We start from the raw sequence: 15334 nt of genomic DNA, 5'->3' as shown, positions 1-15334 counted from the left end.
TAGCCAGATAAACTGGTAACGTAACGCAAACGAGAATAGTAAAAAACATCGCCTTGCTTGCACTTTATCCCTCTAATAAATTAGAACACCTTAGCTTTCTGCTCAGCGCATTATTGAAAGAGCAACCTGGTTCTGTGTTTGCAACCCATCCCATTCTGGTTGAGAGCCCGGGAATGCAGCACTGGTTGAGTATGCAGCTGGCGCAAACCCACGGCATCGCAATGAATTTGCAATTCCCATTGCCGGTGCGTTTTATGTGGAATACCGCCAGAGATATACTCGGTGCTGACACAGTCCCCAAGCAATCCGCGTATCGGCGGGAGATTCTTGTCTGGCGAATAGACGAAATACTGTTAAGCGAAACTTTCTGTCAACATCCCCACGCGCACCCGGTCTGTCAGTATTGGCAAAGTCAGTCTTCAGAAGATGACCAAGCGACCCTGCGGTTGCAGTTTGCCACTGCTATTGCCGACGTATTTGAACAATATCTACTGTATCGTCCGGACTGGTTGGCTAAGTGGGAAGATCGTCAGCTGTGCCTGAACGACAACGCGGATGAAAGATGGCAGTCAATTATCTGGCAAATGCTGACAGATGATGAGCCACTGCACCCAGCGAATCTGCATCAATTAACCATGCAGGCATTGAGGGAAGAAAATCACCCTGATCTGCCTCAACATGTAATTGTATTTGCCATCAACACGATGGCGCCGCAACTGGTACATTTTTTAGATGCGCTTGCACAACATACTACGGTGCACATTTTTCATCTCAACCCGAGCGTCAACTATTGGGGAGAGGGCGAGAGCGACAGGCAATTAGCAAAAAAGATCAGAGAAAAAGGAGTGCAGGCCTTTACCAATAGTGAGCAGGCAAATCCGCTGCTTAACAATTTAGGGAAGCAGGGCAGAGACTTGTTTAATCTACTGACGCCGCTGCAATCGTTTGAAGTGAGCGCTTTCGATGTGGGCTCATCTGAGCAGACATTAACGCAAAAAACGACGCTGTTATCCGCCATTCAGCAAGATGTGCTGCACGCACGGGCACCACAACAGCCCAGTTCGTTCAATAAAACCGACAACAGTATTATTGTCTCATCAGCACACAGTGCACTCAGAGAAGTGCAGGTATTACACGACCAGTTGCTTCTGCTGATGATGCAAGATCCGACTTTGCGCCCTTCAGATGTAGTAGTGATGTGCCCGGCAGTAGAGCACTACGCGCCGCTGGTAGGTACCGTATTCAGAATAACCAATACTGCTTTTGCCGACCAGTCAGACACAGTAAGACTACCCTGTTCAATTGCAGACCGGGCCCCACTTGATGCAGAACCCCTGATAGCTGCGTATCTGGAGCTGTTACATCTTCCAGACAGCCGCTTTGGAGTCAATCAGATCATGGCTTATTTGCGACTTGAAAGCGTACAGGCCAAATTTGATATCAGCAACGACAATCTTGAACTGATAACTCATTGGCTGCACAAAGCTCATGTTCATTGGGGATTGGATGCCAGCCAACAGTCGGCGGTGCTGGGTCAGCCAAAAACGGCTGACACATATTCCTGGGAATGGGGGCTAAAACGGCTGCTTAAGGGTATGTTGGCTGAAGATTCGGCGTTGATTGTGGATGATGTCCTGACCGTGCCGGATGTGGAGGGACAAGGTACGCTGGTGCTGGGACAGCTGATTCACGTGTTAAATCAGCTAAGAACGTTTGCACTGGCGTTAAAGCAGGCTAGAACGCCTGCGCAATGGCATACTTTTTTGATTGAACTGCGCGACACCTGCTTTGCACCTTTACCGACGCATGAGTATGCATGGGAGCAAATTACTCACGCTGCAGCCGCCATCGAAGAGCACTGTAACGAAGCGAATTATACGCAGCCGATCACGCTGTCGCAGTTGCGCGAACTGCTGATAAAACGCTTCTCCAGGCCAGATACGGGCAGTCAGTTTCACACTGGACAGGTAACTTTTTGCTCAATGCTCCCCATGCGCAGTATACCGTTTAAAGTAGTATGCATCCTGGGGTTGAATGACGGTGATTTTCCTCGACAGAGTCAGCCTATCAGTGTGGATTTAATGGCATCGGAACCAGCACGGTTGGGTGACCGTTCTCGACGACAGGAAGACCGCTACTTATTTTTAGAAGCCATACTTTCTGCGCGCCAACATCTGTATCTCAGTTTCCAGGGTAGACATGCACGAGATAACAGTGAACGTCAGCCCAGTCTGGTCCTGGCCGAGTTGCTTACGCTGATCAGCAAAGGCTACGGAGCGCCGACAAACAGTTTCTCAGTTAAACAACAATCTTTGCACCCATTTAGTGTGGCCAATTTCGCTGCGGGTGCAGCTACCTTCGACCGCGGTTGGATGCGGTTGGCACAACAGATCCAACGCGGCGCAGATAATCAACAACCCGCTTATCTCCCTTTACAGTTAGCTCCAATTGAGCAGCTTACGGTGACACAACTCGCCCGCAGTCTGGCTCATCCACTCAAGTTTTTCGCAAATGAACGGCTACACATTTATTTAGAATCAAATGGCAAGTTGTTGGATGACGCCGAACCTTTTAATAGCAATCCGTTAACGCGCTATCAGGCGATGTTTGCATTGGGAGAAGCCGTACGCGAGCAACGCAATATCGACGTTGTTGAGCGTACCATTGAATTAAGTGGCGACTTGCCAGCAACGCCGCTTGCTCCTGTGCTGATGGAAAACTGGAAAAGCGCAGCGGGGTTGCTGACGGATGCTCTAGCGTTGGGGATGATAGAACCACAGATAATTGATGTGCTTGTGGACGGGGTTCAACTCAGCGCGCAAGTATGGGAAGACGCGGAGCGTCTGGTTGTTTATCACTACGGCAGTCAAACTGTCCAGCGAACGATCGAGCACGTGATCACGGCAAGGATGTGCAATGTGCTGAACAAAATGCAACCTCTGGAAGTTTATTCACTACAATGGAGTGGTGGAGAAGCCTCTGTTTACAAAGCGGTGATCCCGCCTGAACCCTCTGAATCTGCTGAGCAACACCTCAAGTTGGCAGTGGCTTTGATGAAACAGGCTAGTGAGATGCCATTTCCTGCGTTTGCAGAATTAGCTCACGAACTCATTAAAAAGCTGCCTTCGCAGCAACGTCTTACCGAATGGTGTGATTCGTTCGAAGCAAAAGCGATCCTCACCCAGCAGTTGCAGGGGCAGGGGATGCTCAGCGGGCTAAATCAAGACCCCTATGTTCGACTATTTTACCCTTCAGGATTAAATGAATCAGTTTTACCGCTGGATGAAATGCAGAGGGTATTTACTTCGCTAACGTTGGACGTGAAGAGTAGAAAAGCATGATGGACAATCGCCCGCAGCCACTTGATGTTACGCATTTACCCTTATACGGCCGGCATTTAATCGAGGCCAGTGCAGGAACAGGAAAAACCTTTAATATCACCCGCCTTTATTTGCGTTTGCTGATAGAAAAACAATTATCCGTTCAACAAATTCTGGTGATGACGTTCACCAATGCCGCAACAGAAGAAATTCGTGGACGTATTGCTGCCGCATTACAAGAAGCATTGCAGGTGTGGCAGCAGGCCGCAGCTAACAACGGCCAGCTGCCCGGCGACAGCGACCCGGTTTATCAGTCGTTGATGCAACATTTACCCGTCACCGAAGCAATTGCACTGTTACAAGCTGCGCTGTTAGAACTGGATGAAGCAGCGGTATTCACCATCCATGGCTTTTGTAAAAAAATGATCAGCCAGCTGGCTTTTGAAAGTAAGGTGTCAATGAAACAAACCTTACTGACTGATAATGCCGCGCTCTATTTGCAAGCCGCACAAGACTGGATACGAATTGTTGCAGCACAGGCTGACCAATATGCTTTGTTGACAGAACAAGGTTGGCATGTTCCTGAGGCATTTTTGAGCCAGTTCAGGCAGGCCATTTTTGCTGAGCTAACGCCCATTGTGCCTGATCCACCAACACAGCAAGACGACCAGGCCCGATATCGCGCTGCATTGCAGGCATCATTGGGTTCGGCGTTTGTTTCGGTCAAAGACCAATTACTAGCACACGAGTCACTGATTCTGACAACGCTGGTGGAGGGGAAAAAAGATGCCTCCGCACGGCAGGAAGAATGGCAGGCGCTGTTAGCCTGGTTAACACAGCAACAGATGAGTTTGCCTCCCGCTGAGATAGGTCGCTTTATTAACGGTAATCGATACCGGGGTAATGACGAAATAAAAGCGCTTTTTCAGCCGCTAAAAGATTTGATAACAGAAGTTAAATCGAGGCTTTCGAAATTAGATAAAGACGCACAGTCGAGGCAGGACAGTCACACCGCATTTGTGCTGGCGGGCGATGGAATTTTGTTTATACGTAACCACGTAAAAAAGCAAAAGCGTCAACTGGGCGTGGTCGATTTTGATGATTTGATCCGGATATTTGCGGCGCAAGTCAGTCAACCAGAGGCAAAGGTTGCGAAACAACTGAAAAACCTGTATCCGGCGGCGCTGATTGATGAGTTTCAGGACACTGACAGTTTCCAATACCAGATTTTAAATAATGTTTATCCTAAAGCCGATAATGCATCCTTGTTGATGATGATAGGCGACCCGAAGCAGGCAATCTATGCATTCAGGGGCGGAGATATTTTTACCTATTTACAAGCGGCCAGCCAGGCTGATTTTCGCTGGGTGATGGATACCAACTGGCGTTCGGTTAAGGGCATGGTCAATGCCTACAATCGATTGTTTTATGGTAACCCGCTAACTAGCGAGGCAGCGGATGTATTCGGTTTTGGTATAGCTTATGAGCCGGTAAACTTTGCCGCGCAGGCCAAAGCAGCTTGCCATCCGCTTAATGATCCGGCCCCAGATCGCAGTGCGTTAACTTATGCCTATCTCGGCGACGAAGCGCAAGCCAGCGACAATAAAGCGACCATGCAAAGAGGGCTGGCAAGCTGGTTAAGCAATGAAATTGTGCGCTTATTTGAGCAGGCCACTTTAGGTGACACGGCTATCGCGCCGAAAGATATTGCGATTCTGGTCAGAAATGCACCAGAAGCCCTTATTGTAAAGCAGATATTGGCAAAAGCGGGATTGAGTGCGGTTTTTCTTAGCAGTAAGGAGAACCTGTTTAACAGTGCCGAAGTAACCGACTTGCTTAAATTGCTGACCGGGATCTGGCACTTTACCGACAATAGTGCTTTGCGCGCCGCCCTGACCAGCCCCTTGCTCGGCATGCGAGCCGCAGCCCTGATTCAGCTGTTACAGCAGGAAGAGGAGCAGCAGTGGGATGAGGTGGTTACGCGCATGATGCAGCTAAAATTGCTGTGGCAGCAACAAGGGTGTATGAGTGTAATTCTTCATCTGCTTAAGGACACTTTTAACTGCCAGTCAGATGACACAGAACGACAAGTAACCAATTATCTTCATTTGGCTGAAGTGATTCAGCATTCGGCCATTCCAAACCGTCAGGGTGAGCGTCTACTGCTCTGGCTGGATAACCATATACACGATCCGGCGTTAGCCAGTGAATACGTGCAGCGTTTAGAAAGTGACGCACATTTAATTCAGATTATTACGCAGCATGGTTCCAAGGGGCTGGAGTATCCTGTGGTGTTTGTTCCATTCGCCAGCGATTATCGTGATCCGGTGAAAGCCGGCAATCAGCTTAACCAACAGTTTCGTTACTATGACGATGAAAAGCAAACTCAATGCCTGCAACTTGGTGCAACCTATGATGCAATAGAGCGGTGCAGAGCCGAAGGTAACGCTGAAGCCATGCGCCTGTTATATGTGGCGGTTACCCGCGCCGCGCATCGCTGTTACCTTGGGGTTGCGCCGTTCTCTGGCAGCGAATCATCTGCGCTGGCAAAAGCGTGTAATGTCACTTCTGGCGATCACTGGCTTCAAAGATTACACACAATTGCCGCCGAAAAATGTGATACGACGGTCATCACCATTGAGTCAGCACAAGCTCAGCTGCTAAGTTCTGCTCGATTGACGCCCCCTGAAACACTGACATGCAATGAATTTACGGGTAACGTGGACGACGACTGGCGACTTTACTCGTTTTCCTCTATAGCGCGACTTGAAACCGTTACCCGCCAGGATCAACGTGAACGCGAAGTGGTTATAGTCGACCCCGTTGTGGAAATTGACGAGACACCAGCCTCATCACTCCCATTTCGTTTTTCGTTTGAAAAAGGAGCCGCTGCGGGAAATGTGTTGCACGATTTGTTGGAGGAAAAAGACTTCGCGTACGCACCGCTGGCACATGAACCCTGGTGCGACAATGCGGAGGGAGTGCTTAAACGACATAATGTGGTGCCAGAAGACCACTATTCCGCCCTGTTTGACTGGTTAAATGAAACCCTGGTCACGCCCTTATCCAGCAATACACCGGGTTTAACCCTGTCGGCAATCGAACAGGCAAACACGATTCGTGAAGCCAAGTTTTACTTTCCGTTGACGTCGTTAAATACCGCGAGGCTAATTCAACTGGTCAATCGACACCGCAGTGCGGTGCTATCCGATCCTGTTCCCTTGGTTATGCCAACAGAGCAATCTCTCAGCGGTATGATGCACGGGTTCATCGATCTTATTTTTGAATGGGACGGCCGGTTTTTTGTTGCCGACTACAAATCAACCCATTTGGGTAATTCATTTGCACAATACACGCATGCAGCATTGGCGAGAAATAACCAGCATCATTTGTACGATCTGCAGTATTTGATTTACTCCCTCGCATTGCACCGATATTTAAAACACATGTTACCGGATTACGATCCACAGCTGCATTTTGGCGGTGTGTATTACTTTTATTTGCGTGGCATGCATCCTGAAAACACTCGATGTGAGGGGGTGTTTTTCACTCATCTTGACAGTAAGTTTCTACATGAACTAGATGCCGTTTTCAGTGAAGGGCAAGATTTGGAGCAGGCGCAATGAAGTTGATTGATTCGATTATGCCGGTGAACCCGACGCCATTGAAAAACGGCATTGCGCCAATTGACTGGTACACCGCTAACCTACTCTCAGATGCACTGGATGTTGATGACGTTTCCCGCAGGGTGTGGCGTCATGTTGTGATCATGCTGAGTGTGGCCCAGCGGCAGGGAAATACGTGCCTGGACTTGAATGCCATCGCTGGTGCTACAGTCAGAGATTGTTACCAGCCAGAGGCTGAAGTTCACTTTCCCGACACTGACCACCTGATTCAGCTGGTTGATGGTATCTGCGCGAAAATGTCGGCACCTTTGGTCGTGCTGGATGGTGCACGCCTGTACACAAAACGTTATTGGGCGTTTGAACAGGAGCTAGCTGCTGCCATTAGGCATCGTCGAACCATTCAGCCGTTGTCACCATCCCAATATGAGACACTCGGCTCAGTCTGGTCACGATTGTTCCCTAATCAATCAGCCACCGAAGACTGGCAACAGGTAGCGACGGCAGCAAGTCTTGTGCTGCCATTTTGTATCGTGAATGGTGGGCCTGGCACGGGAAAAACCTATACCGTTGCCCGTATTTTGCTGGCGTTGCAATGCGCTGCTCAGGGCAAACTCAATATTCAGTTAGCTGCGCCAACCGGTAAAGCGGCGCAACGACTGGGCGAGTCAATTACCACTAATATAACACAATTGGTTGGCAGCGATACCGATTCTGTATTGACTCAGCTTGCGAAAACGATCCCAACCAGCGCCGTCACCTTACATCGCTTGTTGGGCATTACGCCCTATCAGGTCAAAACGAAAAAAAATCAGGATAATCCACTTTGCTGTGATGTGTTGATTGTGGACGAAGCGTCCATGGTAGATTTGGCCTTGATGGTGAGAACCGTAAGGGCGTTGAAACCGGAGTGTAAATTGATTCTGGTCGGCGATGCTGATCAATTACCCGCTATTGAGTCCGGTAATGTGTTGGAAGCGTTGGTGACAGCGCAAAGCGTTACGAATTTAGTTAATGCTACCTTGCTCACTCATATTCAAGCGCTGAACGGTGAGCTTGATTTGGCAAATCGTCTGCATGCTGACCAGCCTTTTACATTTACTCTGCAAAAATCTCAGCGTTTTGGTGGCGCACTAGCGACGACAGCACAATTTGTTCAGGCCGGAGAGGGGCAAGCGGCCTGGCAGCAGCTCAGTGAGCTTGATGCCGAACAGCCGCTTTCGTCGATGCAATCGCATGCCGTTGCGCGAATGTCGCCAGTGCTGTTTACCGGTAACCTGACGTCCATGGTAAACCAGTGTTTTGCTCCTCTTTTTTCCGCTACTAGCGCAAAAGAAGCATTACACGCCAGTGGTATTTGTCGATGGTTAACGCCGGTGAAAAAAGGACCATTAGGTGTAGAGCGACTAAATCAGCAAATTGAGAAGATCGCTTGGCACAGAACCGCCCAATTGAATCTACCTAAATACGGTCAGCTCTCACGCTATTTTGCTGGCCAGCCCATAATGGTGCTTGAAAACAACTACGCGAACAAACTCTATAACGGCGATGTTGGCGTGGTTTGGCCGGATGATAAGGGCAGTTTAAAAGCTTGGTTTGAAGGCGAAGACAATGCATTGCGAGCGGTAAGCTTATCTCGCCTTCCCGCCGTACAAACCGCTTATGTGATGACCGTGCATAAATCGCAGGGCTCTGAGTTTTCACTTGTTGTGATGATTTTGCCGGACAAGAGCGATGAGCAGCAGTTCAGTCTTAATTGTCGTGAACTGATCTATACCGGACTGACGCGTGCAAAACAAAGTTGCCTGTTTGTCTGTAACCTTGCGGAGTTCGTTGAGGCGGTACAAACGCGTCAGCAACGTTTTTCCGGATTAGGTGACTATATTAATAAGCAAATAAAAATAACCAAGGAAAACACATGATCAGGCTATTTATAGTTTTACTCGGTGTGATCGCCTGGCAAGCCATGGCGACATTGCCAGCAATCGGAGAGTTTACCCGTTCGATGCATCATCAGGACGGCTTTATTCCCTTTTACTACGATAATTCAGCGGATAAGGTGTACCTGAAGCTGACCTCTCTGGACAAGGAACTGTTGTTTCAGACCAGCCTGCCGCGCGGACTGGGTTCAAACGACATAGGCCTTGATCGTGGCCAGTTAGGCGATACCCGTTTGGTTAAATTTTCTCGTTTTGGTAACAAAGTGTTGCTCAGACAAATGAATACGCGTTATCGCGCAGTGTCTGAAAACCGCGCAGAGCAACAAAGTATTGAAGAAGCGTTTGCCCATTCTGTGATTGCTGGATTCAGCGTTGTTGCGGCTGACGATGCCACGGTATTGATTGACTACACCCCTTATTTATTAAGTGATGTGCACGGTGTCAGCAAACGTTTGCAGGAAACCAGACAGGGTGCATTTACGCTGGATTCCGCCCGGAGCGGCGTAGTGCTGGAACGCAGCAAAGCATTTGTCAGTAATTCAGAGTTGGAAGCGCTGGTCACGTTTGCCGCCAAAGATAAACCCGGCGAATACGTGCAGCAAGTGGCTCCCGATGCCAATAGCCTGTCTGTACACATGCATCACTCGTTTATCGAATTGCCTGACGCAGGCTATCAACCCAGAGCATTTCATCCCTATTCCGGCTTTTGGAAATTTTCTTATTTCGATTATGCCACCGCCATTGCAGAGCCCATGGAGCAGAAATATATCATTCGCCACCGGCTGGCGAAAAAAGATCCCAATGCCCAACAAAGCGTAGCTGTGGAGCCCATTATTTACTATTTAGACCCCGGCATTCCTGAGCCCGTTCTGTCGGCACTAAAAGAAGGCGCAAGCTGGTGGAACGAAGCATTTTCGGCAATTGGCTACAAAGATGCATTTCAGGTGAAAGTGTTACCCGAAGATGCTGACCCGATGGATGTGCGATATAACGTAATCCAATGGGTTCATCGTGCGACGCGCGGTTGGTCGTATGGTGCATCCGTAGTTGACCCCAGAACCGGAGAGCTTATTAAAGGCCACGTGACCTTAGGTTCGTTACGGGTGCGGCAGGATTATCTCATCGCCCTGGGATTAACCAGTCCATTTACTGGCAACGATGCTGCGACGGACAGTCAACTGGAAATGGCGTTAGCCAGGATCCGCCAGTTATCGGCGCATGAAGTGGGGCATACACTGGGTATCGCACATAACTTTGCTGCGTCTGAAAATAATCGCGCATCGGTAATGGATTATCCTCATCCGCTCATAGAGCTTAAAAATGGCGAGCTATCACTTGAGCAGGCGTATGATTCGGGCATTGGCGAATGGGATAAACATGCCGTAGCCTACGGTTATCAGGATTTTTCCAATACCTCGGAAAAAGCGGGGCTGGCGCAACAGATCCAGTGGGCAAAGCAGCAACAGCTTGATTACAAAACCGATGCTGATACTCGCGCCAGTTTCGAAGCTTCAGGCAGTGGCCATATGTGGGACGTGGGCAACGATCCAGTGAGTGCGTTTGAAGATATCTCTGCAATTCGCGAACTGGCATTGGAGCAACTTGGGATTAATACTATCCGCGAAGGGCAGGGGTTGTCAGCTATTGAAGATGTGTTAGTGCCTATCTATCTGTTACATCGATACCAGCTTGCGGCTGTCGCCAAGCAAATTGGGGGGGTGCATTACGAGTATGAGGTTAAGGCCTCAGGCGAGTCTGCCAGTGGCCAGCGCGTAATTGATGGCGAAACGCAGAAAAAGGCGATTAAACAAATGTTGGCTGCGACGTCCGCCAGTTATCTGCGTATCCCCGATGAGTTAGTTACACTTATTACACCTACCATTTTTGGCGATGACATTACCCGTGAACACTTTAATGGGCGCATGGGCAGAACGTTTGATCCAGTCAGTGCGGCAGAAGCTGCGGCCGCTTACAGTTTCTCTTTACTCTTGGCTCCTGAGCGATTGAATCGATTGTCATGGCAGCGTCACCAACGAAAAGAGTTACCAGATATTACTAATCTGATTGATCGCATCTTCGATTTACACTGGTATCAGCAAAATCAAGCAGACTATGGCTTAAACGAGCGGTTGCAGCTAGTTGCATTAAACGCTGTAATTGATGCAGCCAGTGCTGAAAAGCTTGCTCCAGAAGTTCGCCTGGCGATCAACGCCAGCCTGAAAAAGTTTGCAAATTGGCTGTCATCAAAAAGTCGTCATCCTGCGAAAGGGGTGTTATCAGGTTATTTTGAACAGTATTGGCAATCAGGCAACTGGCCTGTGAAATTTGAGGTTAAGCCGTTGCCACCGGGTTCACCTATTTAGTAGGAGCGTTATGAAACTTAATATCGCGATTCTGACCGTTTCCGATACGCGTACCAGAGCCAATGATAAATCGGGTGATTATCTACAGACCGCAGCCGATAAGGCAGGCCATCAGGTCGTCGCTCGCCAGATTGTTGCCGATGAACTCTATGTTTTACGTGCTGCGGTATCCACATGGATAGCCGACTCAGGAATTGATGTCATCTTAACAACGGGAGGGACCGGCTTTGCCGAGCGTGATGTGACGCCAGAGGCGATTCAAATTTTGTTCGACAAGGCGATCGTGGGATTTGGCGAAGTATTCAGGCAGATCAGCTATGATGAAATCGGCTCTGCGACCGTTCAGTCGCGAGCACTGGCCGGGGTGGCGAATAACACGTTGATTTTTTGCATGCCAGGCTCGACCGGAGCGTGTCGTACAGCATGGGAAAAAATTATCGTCGAGCAATTGGACGCATCATTCCGGCCATGCAACTTTACCGGTATGATTAAACAGGGGCACGCAAAGTGAGTGATTTTTCTCATGTAGACGGTTCTGGTAAGGCCAACATGGTGGATATCAGTAGCAAAGAAGTTACCGTTAGAGAAGCGAGGGCCACCGGATTTTTAATGGTATCTGCTGAGGTCATTACCGGCATCAAAAACAATGCATTGGCGAAAGGTGATGTACTGGCAGTGGCGCGCATTGCTGGCATTCAGGGCGCAAAGCGGTGTAGTGACATGATTCCGTTGTGCCATCCATTGAGCCTGACCAAAGTTCAGATTGATTTTGAGATTGATGAAGCGGCCAGTCGTATACATGCATATTGTGAATGCAAACTGAGCGGTCAGACGGGGGTCGAAATGGAAGCATTAAGCGGTGTAACAACGGCGTTGTTAACATTGTTCGATATGTGCAAAGCGGTGGACCCTGCAATGCAGATTTCGCAAATCCATGTGGTGGAGAAGAAAGGCGGCAAATCAGGCCACTACTTGAAAAGCAGAGCAAAACAATCATGATTACCGTTAAATGTTTTGCTCAGGTTCGTGAGATCAGTCAGACAGAAGAAATGTCGCTGTCCTTCCACCAGAACATGTCTATCGCTGATGTGCAAAGACAGCTTTGCGCACAGGGTGAACAATGGCAAAAAGCTTTTTCGCTATCGCCGCTGATCGCATGCAATCACATTATCGTCAGCGAAAATCATGTGCTGAACGAAGGTGATGAAGTTGCCTTTTTTCCTCCGGTAACCGGAGGCTGAGATGGTTGCTCGTGTTCAGGAAACGCCTATCAATTCTGACTACGAAACCGCCGAGTTGCGCAGACTGCTTAAACTAAGCGGTGCTATTGTCACCTTTTGTGGGTTGGTACGAGACTTCAACCACCTTGGCAAGATAGAGGGGATTTCGCTTGAACATTATCCTGGCATGACTGAAAAAACCTTGTTGCGACTGGCACAACAAGCGGTGAAGCGTTTTGAACTTGAACAGGTCCGTATCATACACAGGGTAGGGCGAATTGATAATGCCGAAACCATCGTATGGGTAGGATGCGCTGCCGTACATCGGCAAGCCGCCTTTGCGGGGGCGGCATATATTATGGACATACTAAAACAGGATGTTCCCTTATGGAAAAAAGAACATTATGGAGAAAGCAGTGTATGGGTCGAAGCCAAATCTACGGATAAAGATGCCGCGTCGCGCTGGCAGAAATAACTTCTGGATCGTGGTTAGCAAATTGGTGTTAATTGTTTGTCTGCTGTTGAGGGGGATTAGCGTTAATGCTAAACCGTTACACATAGCCGTATCGTCAAATTTTTCCGGTAGTCTACAACAATTGCTGGCAACACCTGCTTTTAGTGAGTTTGAAGTGATCACTTCTGAAGGCGCTTCTGGCACTTTGTACGCACAAACTATGCAGGGCGCACCGTTTGATATTTTTCTATCTGCTGATGCCTTTTACGTTGATGCGTTAATTGAAAATAAACGCGTTGTGTGGGACCAGTCAGGCATCTACGCTAAAGGGCGACTGGCGTATATAGACCGGTTGGATCCTGCTCCTACGCTCGACAGTTTAAAAACCTATGCGTTGGCTGCGAATAAAAAATTAGCGATTGCTGAACCGGACTTAGCTCCCTATGGCAAGGCGGCTGAACAGTTTTTGTCAACGGTTTCGCTTTGGCAGCAGGTATTGCCCTCCATCGTGTATGGCAGAAACGTAATGCAGGTTTACAATTACTATCAGACCCGGCACGTGGATAATGCGATAGTGGCTTATGCACTGGTGTATGACAATCAACAACATGTCTGGTTGATACCTGAGCATTACCATGAACCTATTGTCCAGAAATGGGCGATTTTAGCTACCAGTAAACATCCGAAAGCAACTCAGTTTGTTGAATTATTGCTTAGTAATGCAATCCAGACGCGGCTAAGTCAAAAGGGATATGATCGGGTTGACTAGTCTTTCGGCGGCAGACTGGGTGGCAATTTGGCTGACAGTAAAACTGTCCTTGGTCACTACCCTGATATTACTCATTCTGGCTATGCCACTGGCGTGGTTGCTGGCAAGGTGGCAGCATCCTGCAAAATATCTGGTGCAAGCGATCATCATGTTACCACTGGTTTTACCCCCTACAGTGCTGGGTTTTTATCTGTTAGTCGTGTTTGCTCCCGACTCAGTCGCCGGGCAATTGTGGCAAATGCTGTTCGGGTCAACACTGGCATTCACGTTTTCGGGTCTGGTGTTCGGTTCGGTCATTTTTTCGCTTCCCTTTGCGGTTCAACCTCTCTATACCGGTTTTAAAGCACTGGCTCCAGAATATCTTGAAACCGCTAAATTGTTAGGCATGCCGCCTGTGACGGTCGTATGGAAGATTATTTTACCGCTGCTGAAACCCTTTATTATCGTGGCCGCTGGTTTATGTTTTGCTCATACAATGGGTGAGTTTGGCGTGGTGTTGATGCTGGGGGGCAGCATTCCAGGGGAAACGCAGGTATTGTCAATAATGCTTTTTAACCATGTGGAAGGGTTAAGATATACTCAGGCTCATTGGCTCGCCTTTATCATGCTGATGGTCTCGCTGCTTTTACTCTCAATGCTGTTCTGGGTGGGACGTTTCAGGCGTGCGATATGAATATTGAATTTCTCCATCAGAAAGCGCGCGTGGCAATCACCGTGAACCTTTCTGATGACGCAAGCTTCATCGGTGTTTTTGGTGCTTCAGGCGCCGGTAAAACAACGTTGCTGCGTTGCCTTGCAGGATTGGAAGAGTCTGCACTAGGCAATGCTGACTTAGTGAAAATTAATCAACGTGTTGGTTTTGTTCCCCACACACCCACCCTTTACCCCCACTTAGATGTAGTGGAAAATATTGCGTTGGGGAAAATGTATGAAAAACACTCCCGCTTTACTGTAAGTGAGGTGATATCAGCCCTGCACTGCGAAGAGCTACTCGCGCGGTCGGTGACCACGCTTTCAGCCGGTGAAAAGCAGCGTGTTGTATTAGCGCGCACCATACTGAATGCACCGGATGTATTACTAATTGATGAGGCACTTTCATCATTGCAGTCCACCCTTAAACATAAGGTGCTGAGCTACCTCAAGCAGTTATCGCGAAGCGGCATGAAAATAGTATTAGTGTCGCATAATTTACCTGATCTATTTCAATGTGCCGACGCGTTAATAGAATTAGATAGCGGCCAGGTTGTGTGGAGTGGGGAGGTCAGCAAAATTGCTAATCGTCCTATTCACGAAAATACGTCTGTTGACAGTATTTATTCAACAGTCAGACAAACAGACGTGCAAACGGGCGAGTCAATTGGTGAGACGTATGCAGCGGTCAATGCCGTAGATGTAATTTTAGAGGTCCCACCCATCTCACAATCAAGTTTACTGCATTGTTTTCACGGTACTATTTCATCTATCAAAAAGCTGCAAGGTGAGAACCTGCTGGTTTCTGTTAAAAACGAAAATGAGATTATCCACGCGATCGTGAGCACTGCTGCGTGTGCAAAGCTGCAATTAAAAGAGCAGCTAGAAATAGCTGCTCGGTTTTAGTCGCATTTCACATGGCGCTAAGGTGCGCAAAAATGAGTGCGTCGTCTGT

Annotated in this window: 11 protein-coding genes; all 11 read left to right on the top strand. The window is 48.5% G+C overall.

Translation table 11 applies throughout. The features are described from left to right. The first annotated feature begins 53 nt into the window (after nt 1-53). Genes recC through HCJ96_RS14275 form a run of 11 tightly spaced genes read left to right on the top strand, consistent with a single transcriptional unit; the run spans nt 54 to nt 15285 of the window. On the top strand, nt 54-3341 hold the full coding sequence (gene recC / locus HCJ96_RS14325; RefSeq protein ID WP_169211754.1) for an exodeoxyribonuclease V subunit gamma: 3288 nt from the start codon (nt 54-56) through the stop codon (nt 3339-3341). Further along, complete coding sequence (gene recB / locus HCJ96_RS14320) at nt 3338-6946, top strand: exodeoxyribonuclease V subunit beta (RefSeq protein WP_169211753.1); 3609 nt, start codon at nt 3338-3340, stop codon at nt 6944-6946. The genes recC and recB overlap by 4 nt, the downstream gene beginning before the upstream one ends. Next, the gene (recD, locus tag HCJ96_RS14315; RefSeq protein ID WP_169211752.1) at nt 6943-8865 is read left to right on the top strand and encodes an exodeoxyribonuclease V subunit alpha; all 1923 of its coding nucleotides are present in this window, start codon (nt 6943-6945) and stop codon (nt 8863-8865) included. The genes recB and recD overlap by 4 nt, the downstream gene beginning before the upstream one ends. Next, entirely contained in the window at nt 8862-11246 is a 2385-nt protein-coding gene (locus HCJ96_RS14310; RefSeq protein ID WP_169211751.1) for a zinc-dependent metalloprotease, read from the top strand. Before recD ends, HCJ96_RS14310 begins: the two co-directional genes overlap by 4 nt. A gap of 10 nt (nt 11247-11256) precedes the next feature. Next, a complete protein-coding gene (gene moaB, locus HCJ96_RS14305; RefSeq protein ID WP_169211750.1) occupies nt 11257-11757 on the top strand; it encodes a molybdenum cofactor biosynthesis protein B in 501 nt (166 codons plus the stop codon). Beyond that, nucleotides 11754-12245: a cyclic pyranopterin monophosphate synthase MoaC gene (moaC, locus tag HCJ96_RS14300; protein ID WP_169211749.1), complete on the top strand. Its 492-nt coding sequence runs from the start codon at nt 11754-11756 to the stop codon at nt 12243-12245. The genes moaB and moaC overlap by 4 nt, the downstream gene beginning before the upstream one ends. Further along, nucleotides 12242-12487 (top strand): MoaD/ThiS family protein, encoded by a 246-nt coding sequence (locus HCJ96_RS14295; RefSeq protein ID WP_169211748.1) that lies wholly within the window; start codon nt 12242-12244, stop codon nt 12485-12487. Before moaC ends, HCJ96_RS14295 begins: the two co-directional genes overlap by 4 nt. A 1-nt stretch (nt 12488) precedes the next feature. Further along, entirely contained in the window at nt 12489-12941 is a 453-nt protein-coding gene (locus HCJ96_RS14290) for a molybdenum cofactor biosynthesis protein MoaE (protein ID WP_169211747.1), read from the top strand. After that, nucleotides 12916-13689 carry a molybdate ABC transporter substrate-binding protein gene (gene modA / locus HCJ96_RS14285; RefSeq protein WP_169211746.1) on the top strand — a complete coding sequence of 258 codons (774 nt, stop codon included), beginning with the start codon at nt 12916-12918 and terminating at the stop codon, nt 13687-13689. The genes HCJ96_RS14290 and modA overlap by 26 nt, the downstream gene beginning before the upstream one ends. Continuing rightward, the gene (gene modB / locus HCJ96_RS14280; protein ID WP_246261425.1) at nt 13682-14362 is read left to right on the top strand and encodes a molybdate ABC transporter permease subunit; all 681 of its coding nucleotides are present in this window, start codon (nt 13682-13684) and stop codon (nt 14360-14362) included. Before modA ends, modB begins: the two co-directional genes overlap by 8 nt. Further along, nucleotides 14359-15285, top strand: coding sequence for an ATP-binding cassette domain-containing protein (locus HCJ96_RS14275; protein ID WP_169211744.1), 927 nt, complete (start codon nt 14359-14361; stop codon nt 15283-15285). The genes modB and HCJ96_RS14275 overlap by 4 nt, the downstream gene beginning before the upstream one ends. Nucleotides 15286-15334 lie beyond the last annotated feature (49 nt).

The organism is Alteromonas ponticola, assembly GCF_012911815.1.
Taxonomy (GTDB): domain Bacteria; phylum Pseudomonadota; class Gammaproteobacteria; order Enterobacterales; family Alteromonadaceae; genus Alteromonas; species Alteromonas ponticola.
The sequence above is the reverse complement of the archived record's forward strand: the minus strand, read 5'-3'. Positions and strand labels throughout refer to the sequence as shown.

Bases quoted from the DNA above. Each gene is read 5' to 3' on its own strand.
- recB (WP_169211753.1), top strand. From the start codon at position 3,338: ATGATGGACAATCGCCCGCAGCCACTTGATGTTACGCATTTACCCTTA.
- recD (WP_169211752.1), top strand. From the start codon at position 6,943: ATGAAGTTGATTGATTCGATTATGCCGGTGAACCCGACGCCATTGAAA.
- HCJ96_RS14310 (WP_169211751.1), top strand. From the start codon at position 8,862: ATGATCAGGCTATTTATAGTTTTACTCGGTGTGATCGCCTGGCAAGCC.
- moaB (WP_169211750.1), top strand. From the start codon at position 11,257: ATGAAACTTAATATCGCGATTCTGACCGTTTCCGATACGCGTACCAGA.
- HCJ96_RS14295 (WP_169211748.1), top strand. From the start codon at position 12,242: ATGATTACCGTTAAATGTTTTGCTCAGGTTCGTGAGATCAGTCAGACA.
- HCJ96_RS14290 (WP_169211747.1), top strand. From the start codon at position 12,489: ATGGTTGCTCGTGTTCAGGAAACGCCTATCAATTCTGACTACGAAACC.
- modA (WP_169211746.1), top strand. From the start codon at position 12,916: ATGCCGCGTCGCGCTGGCAGAAATAACTTCTGGATCGTGGTTAGCAAA.
- HCJ96_RS14275 (WP_169211744.1), top strand. From the start codon at position 14,359: ATGAATATTGAATTTCTCCATCAGAAAGCGCGCGTGGCAATCACCGTG.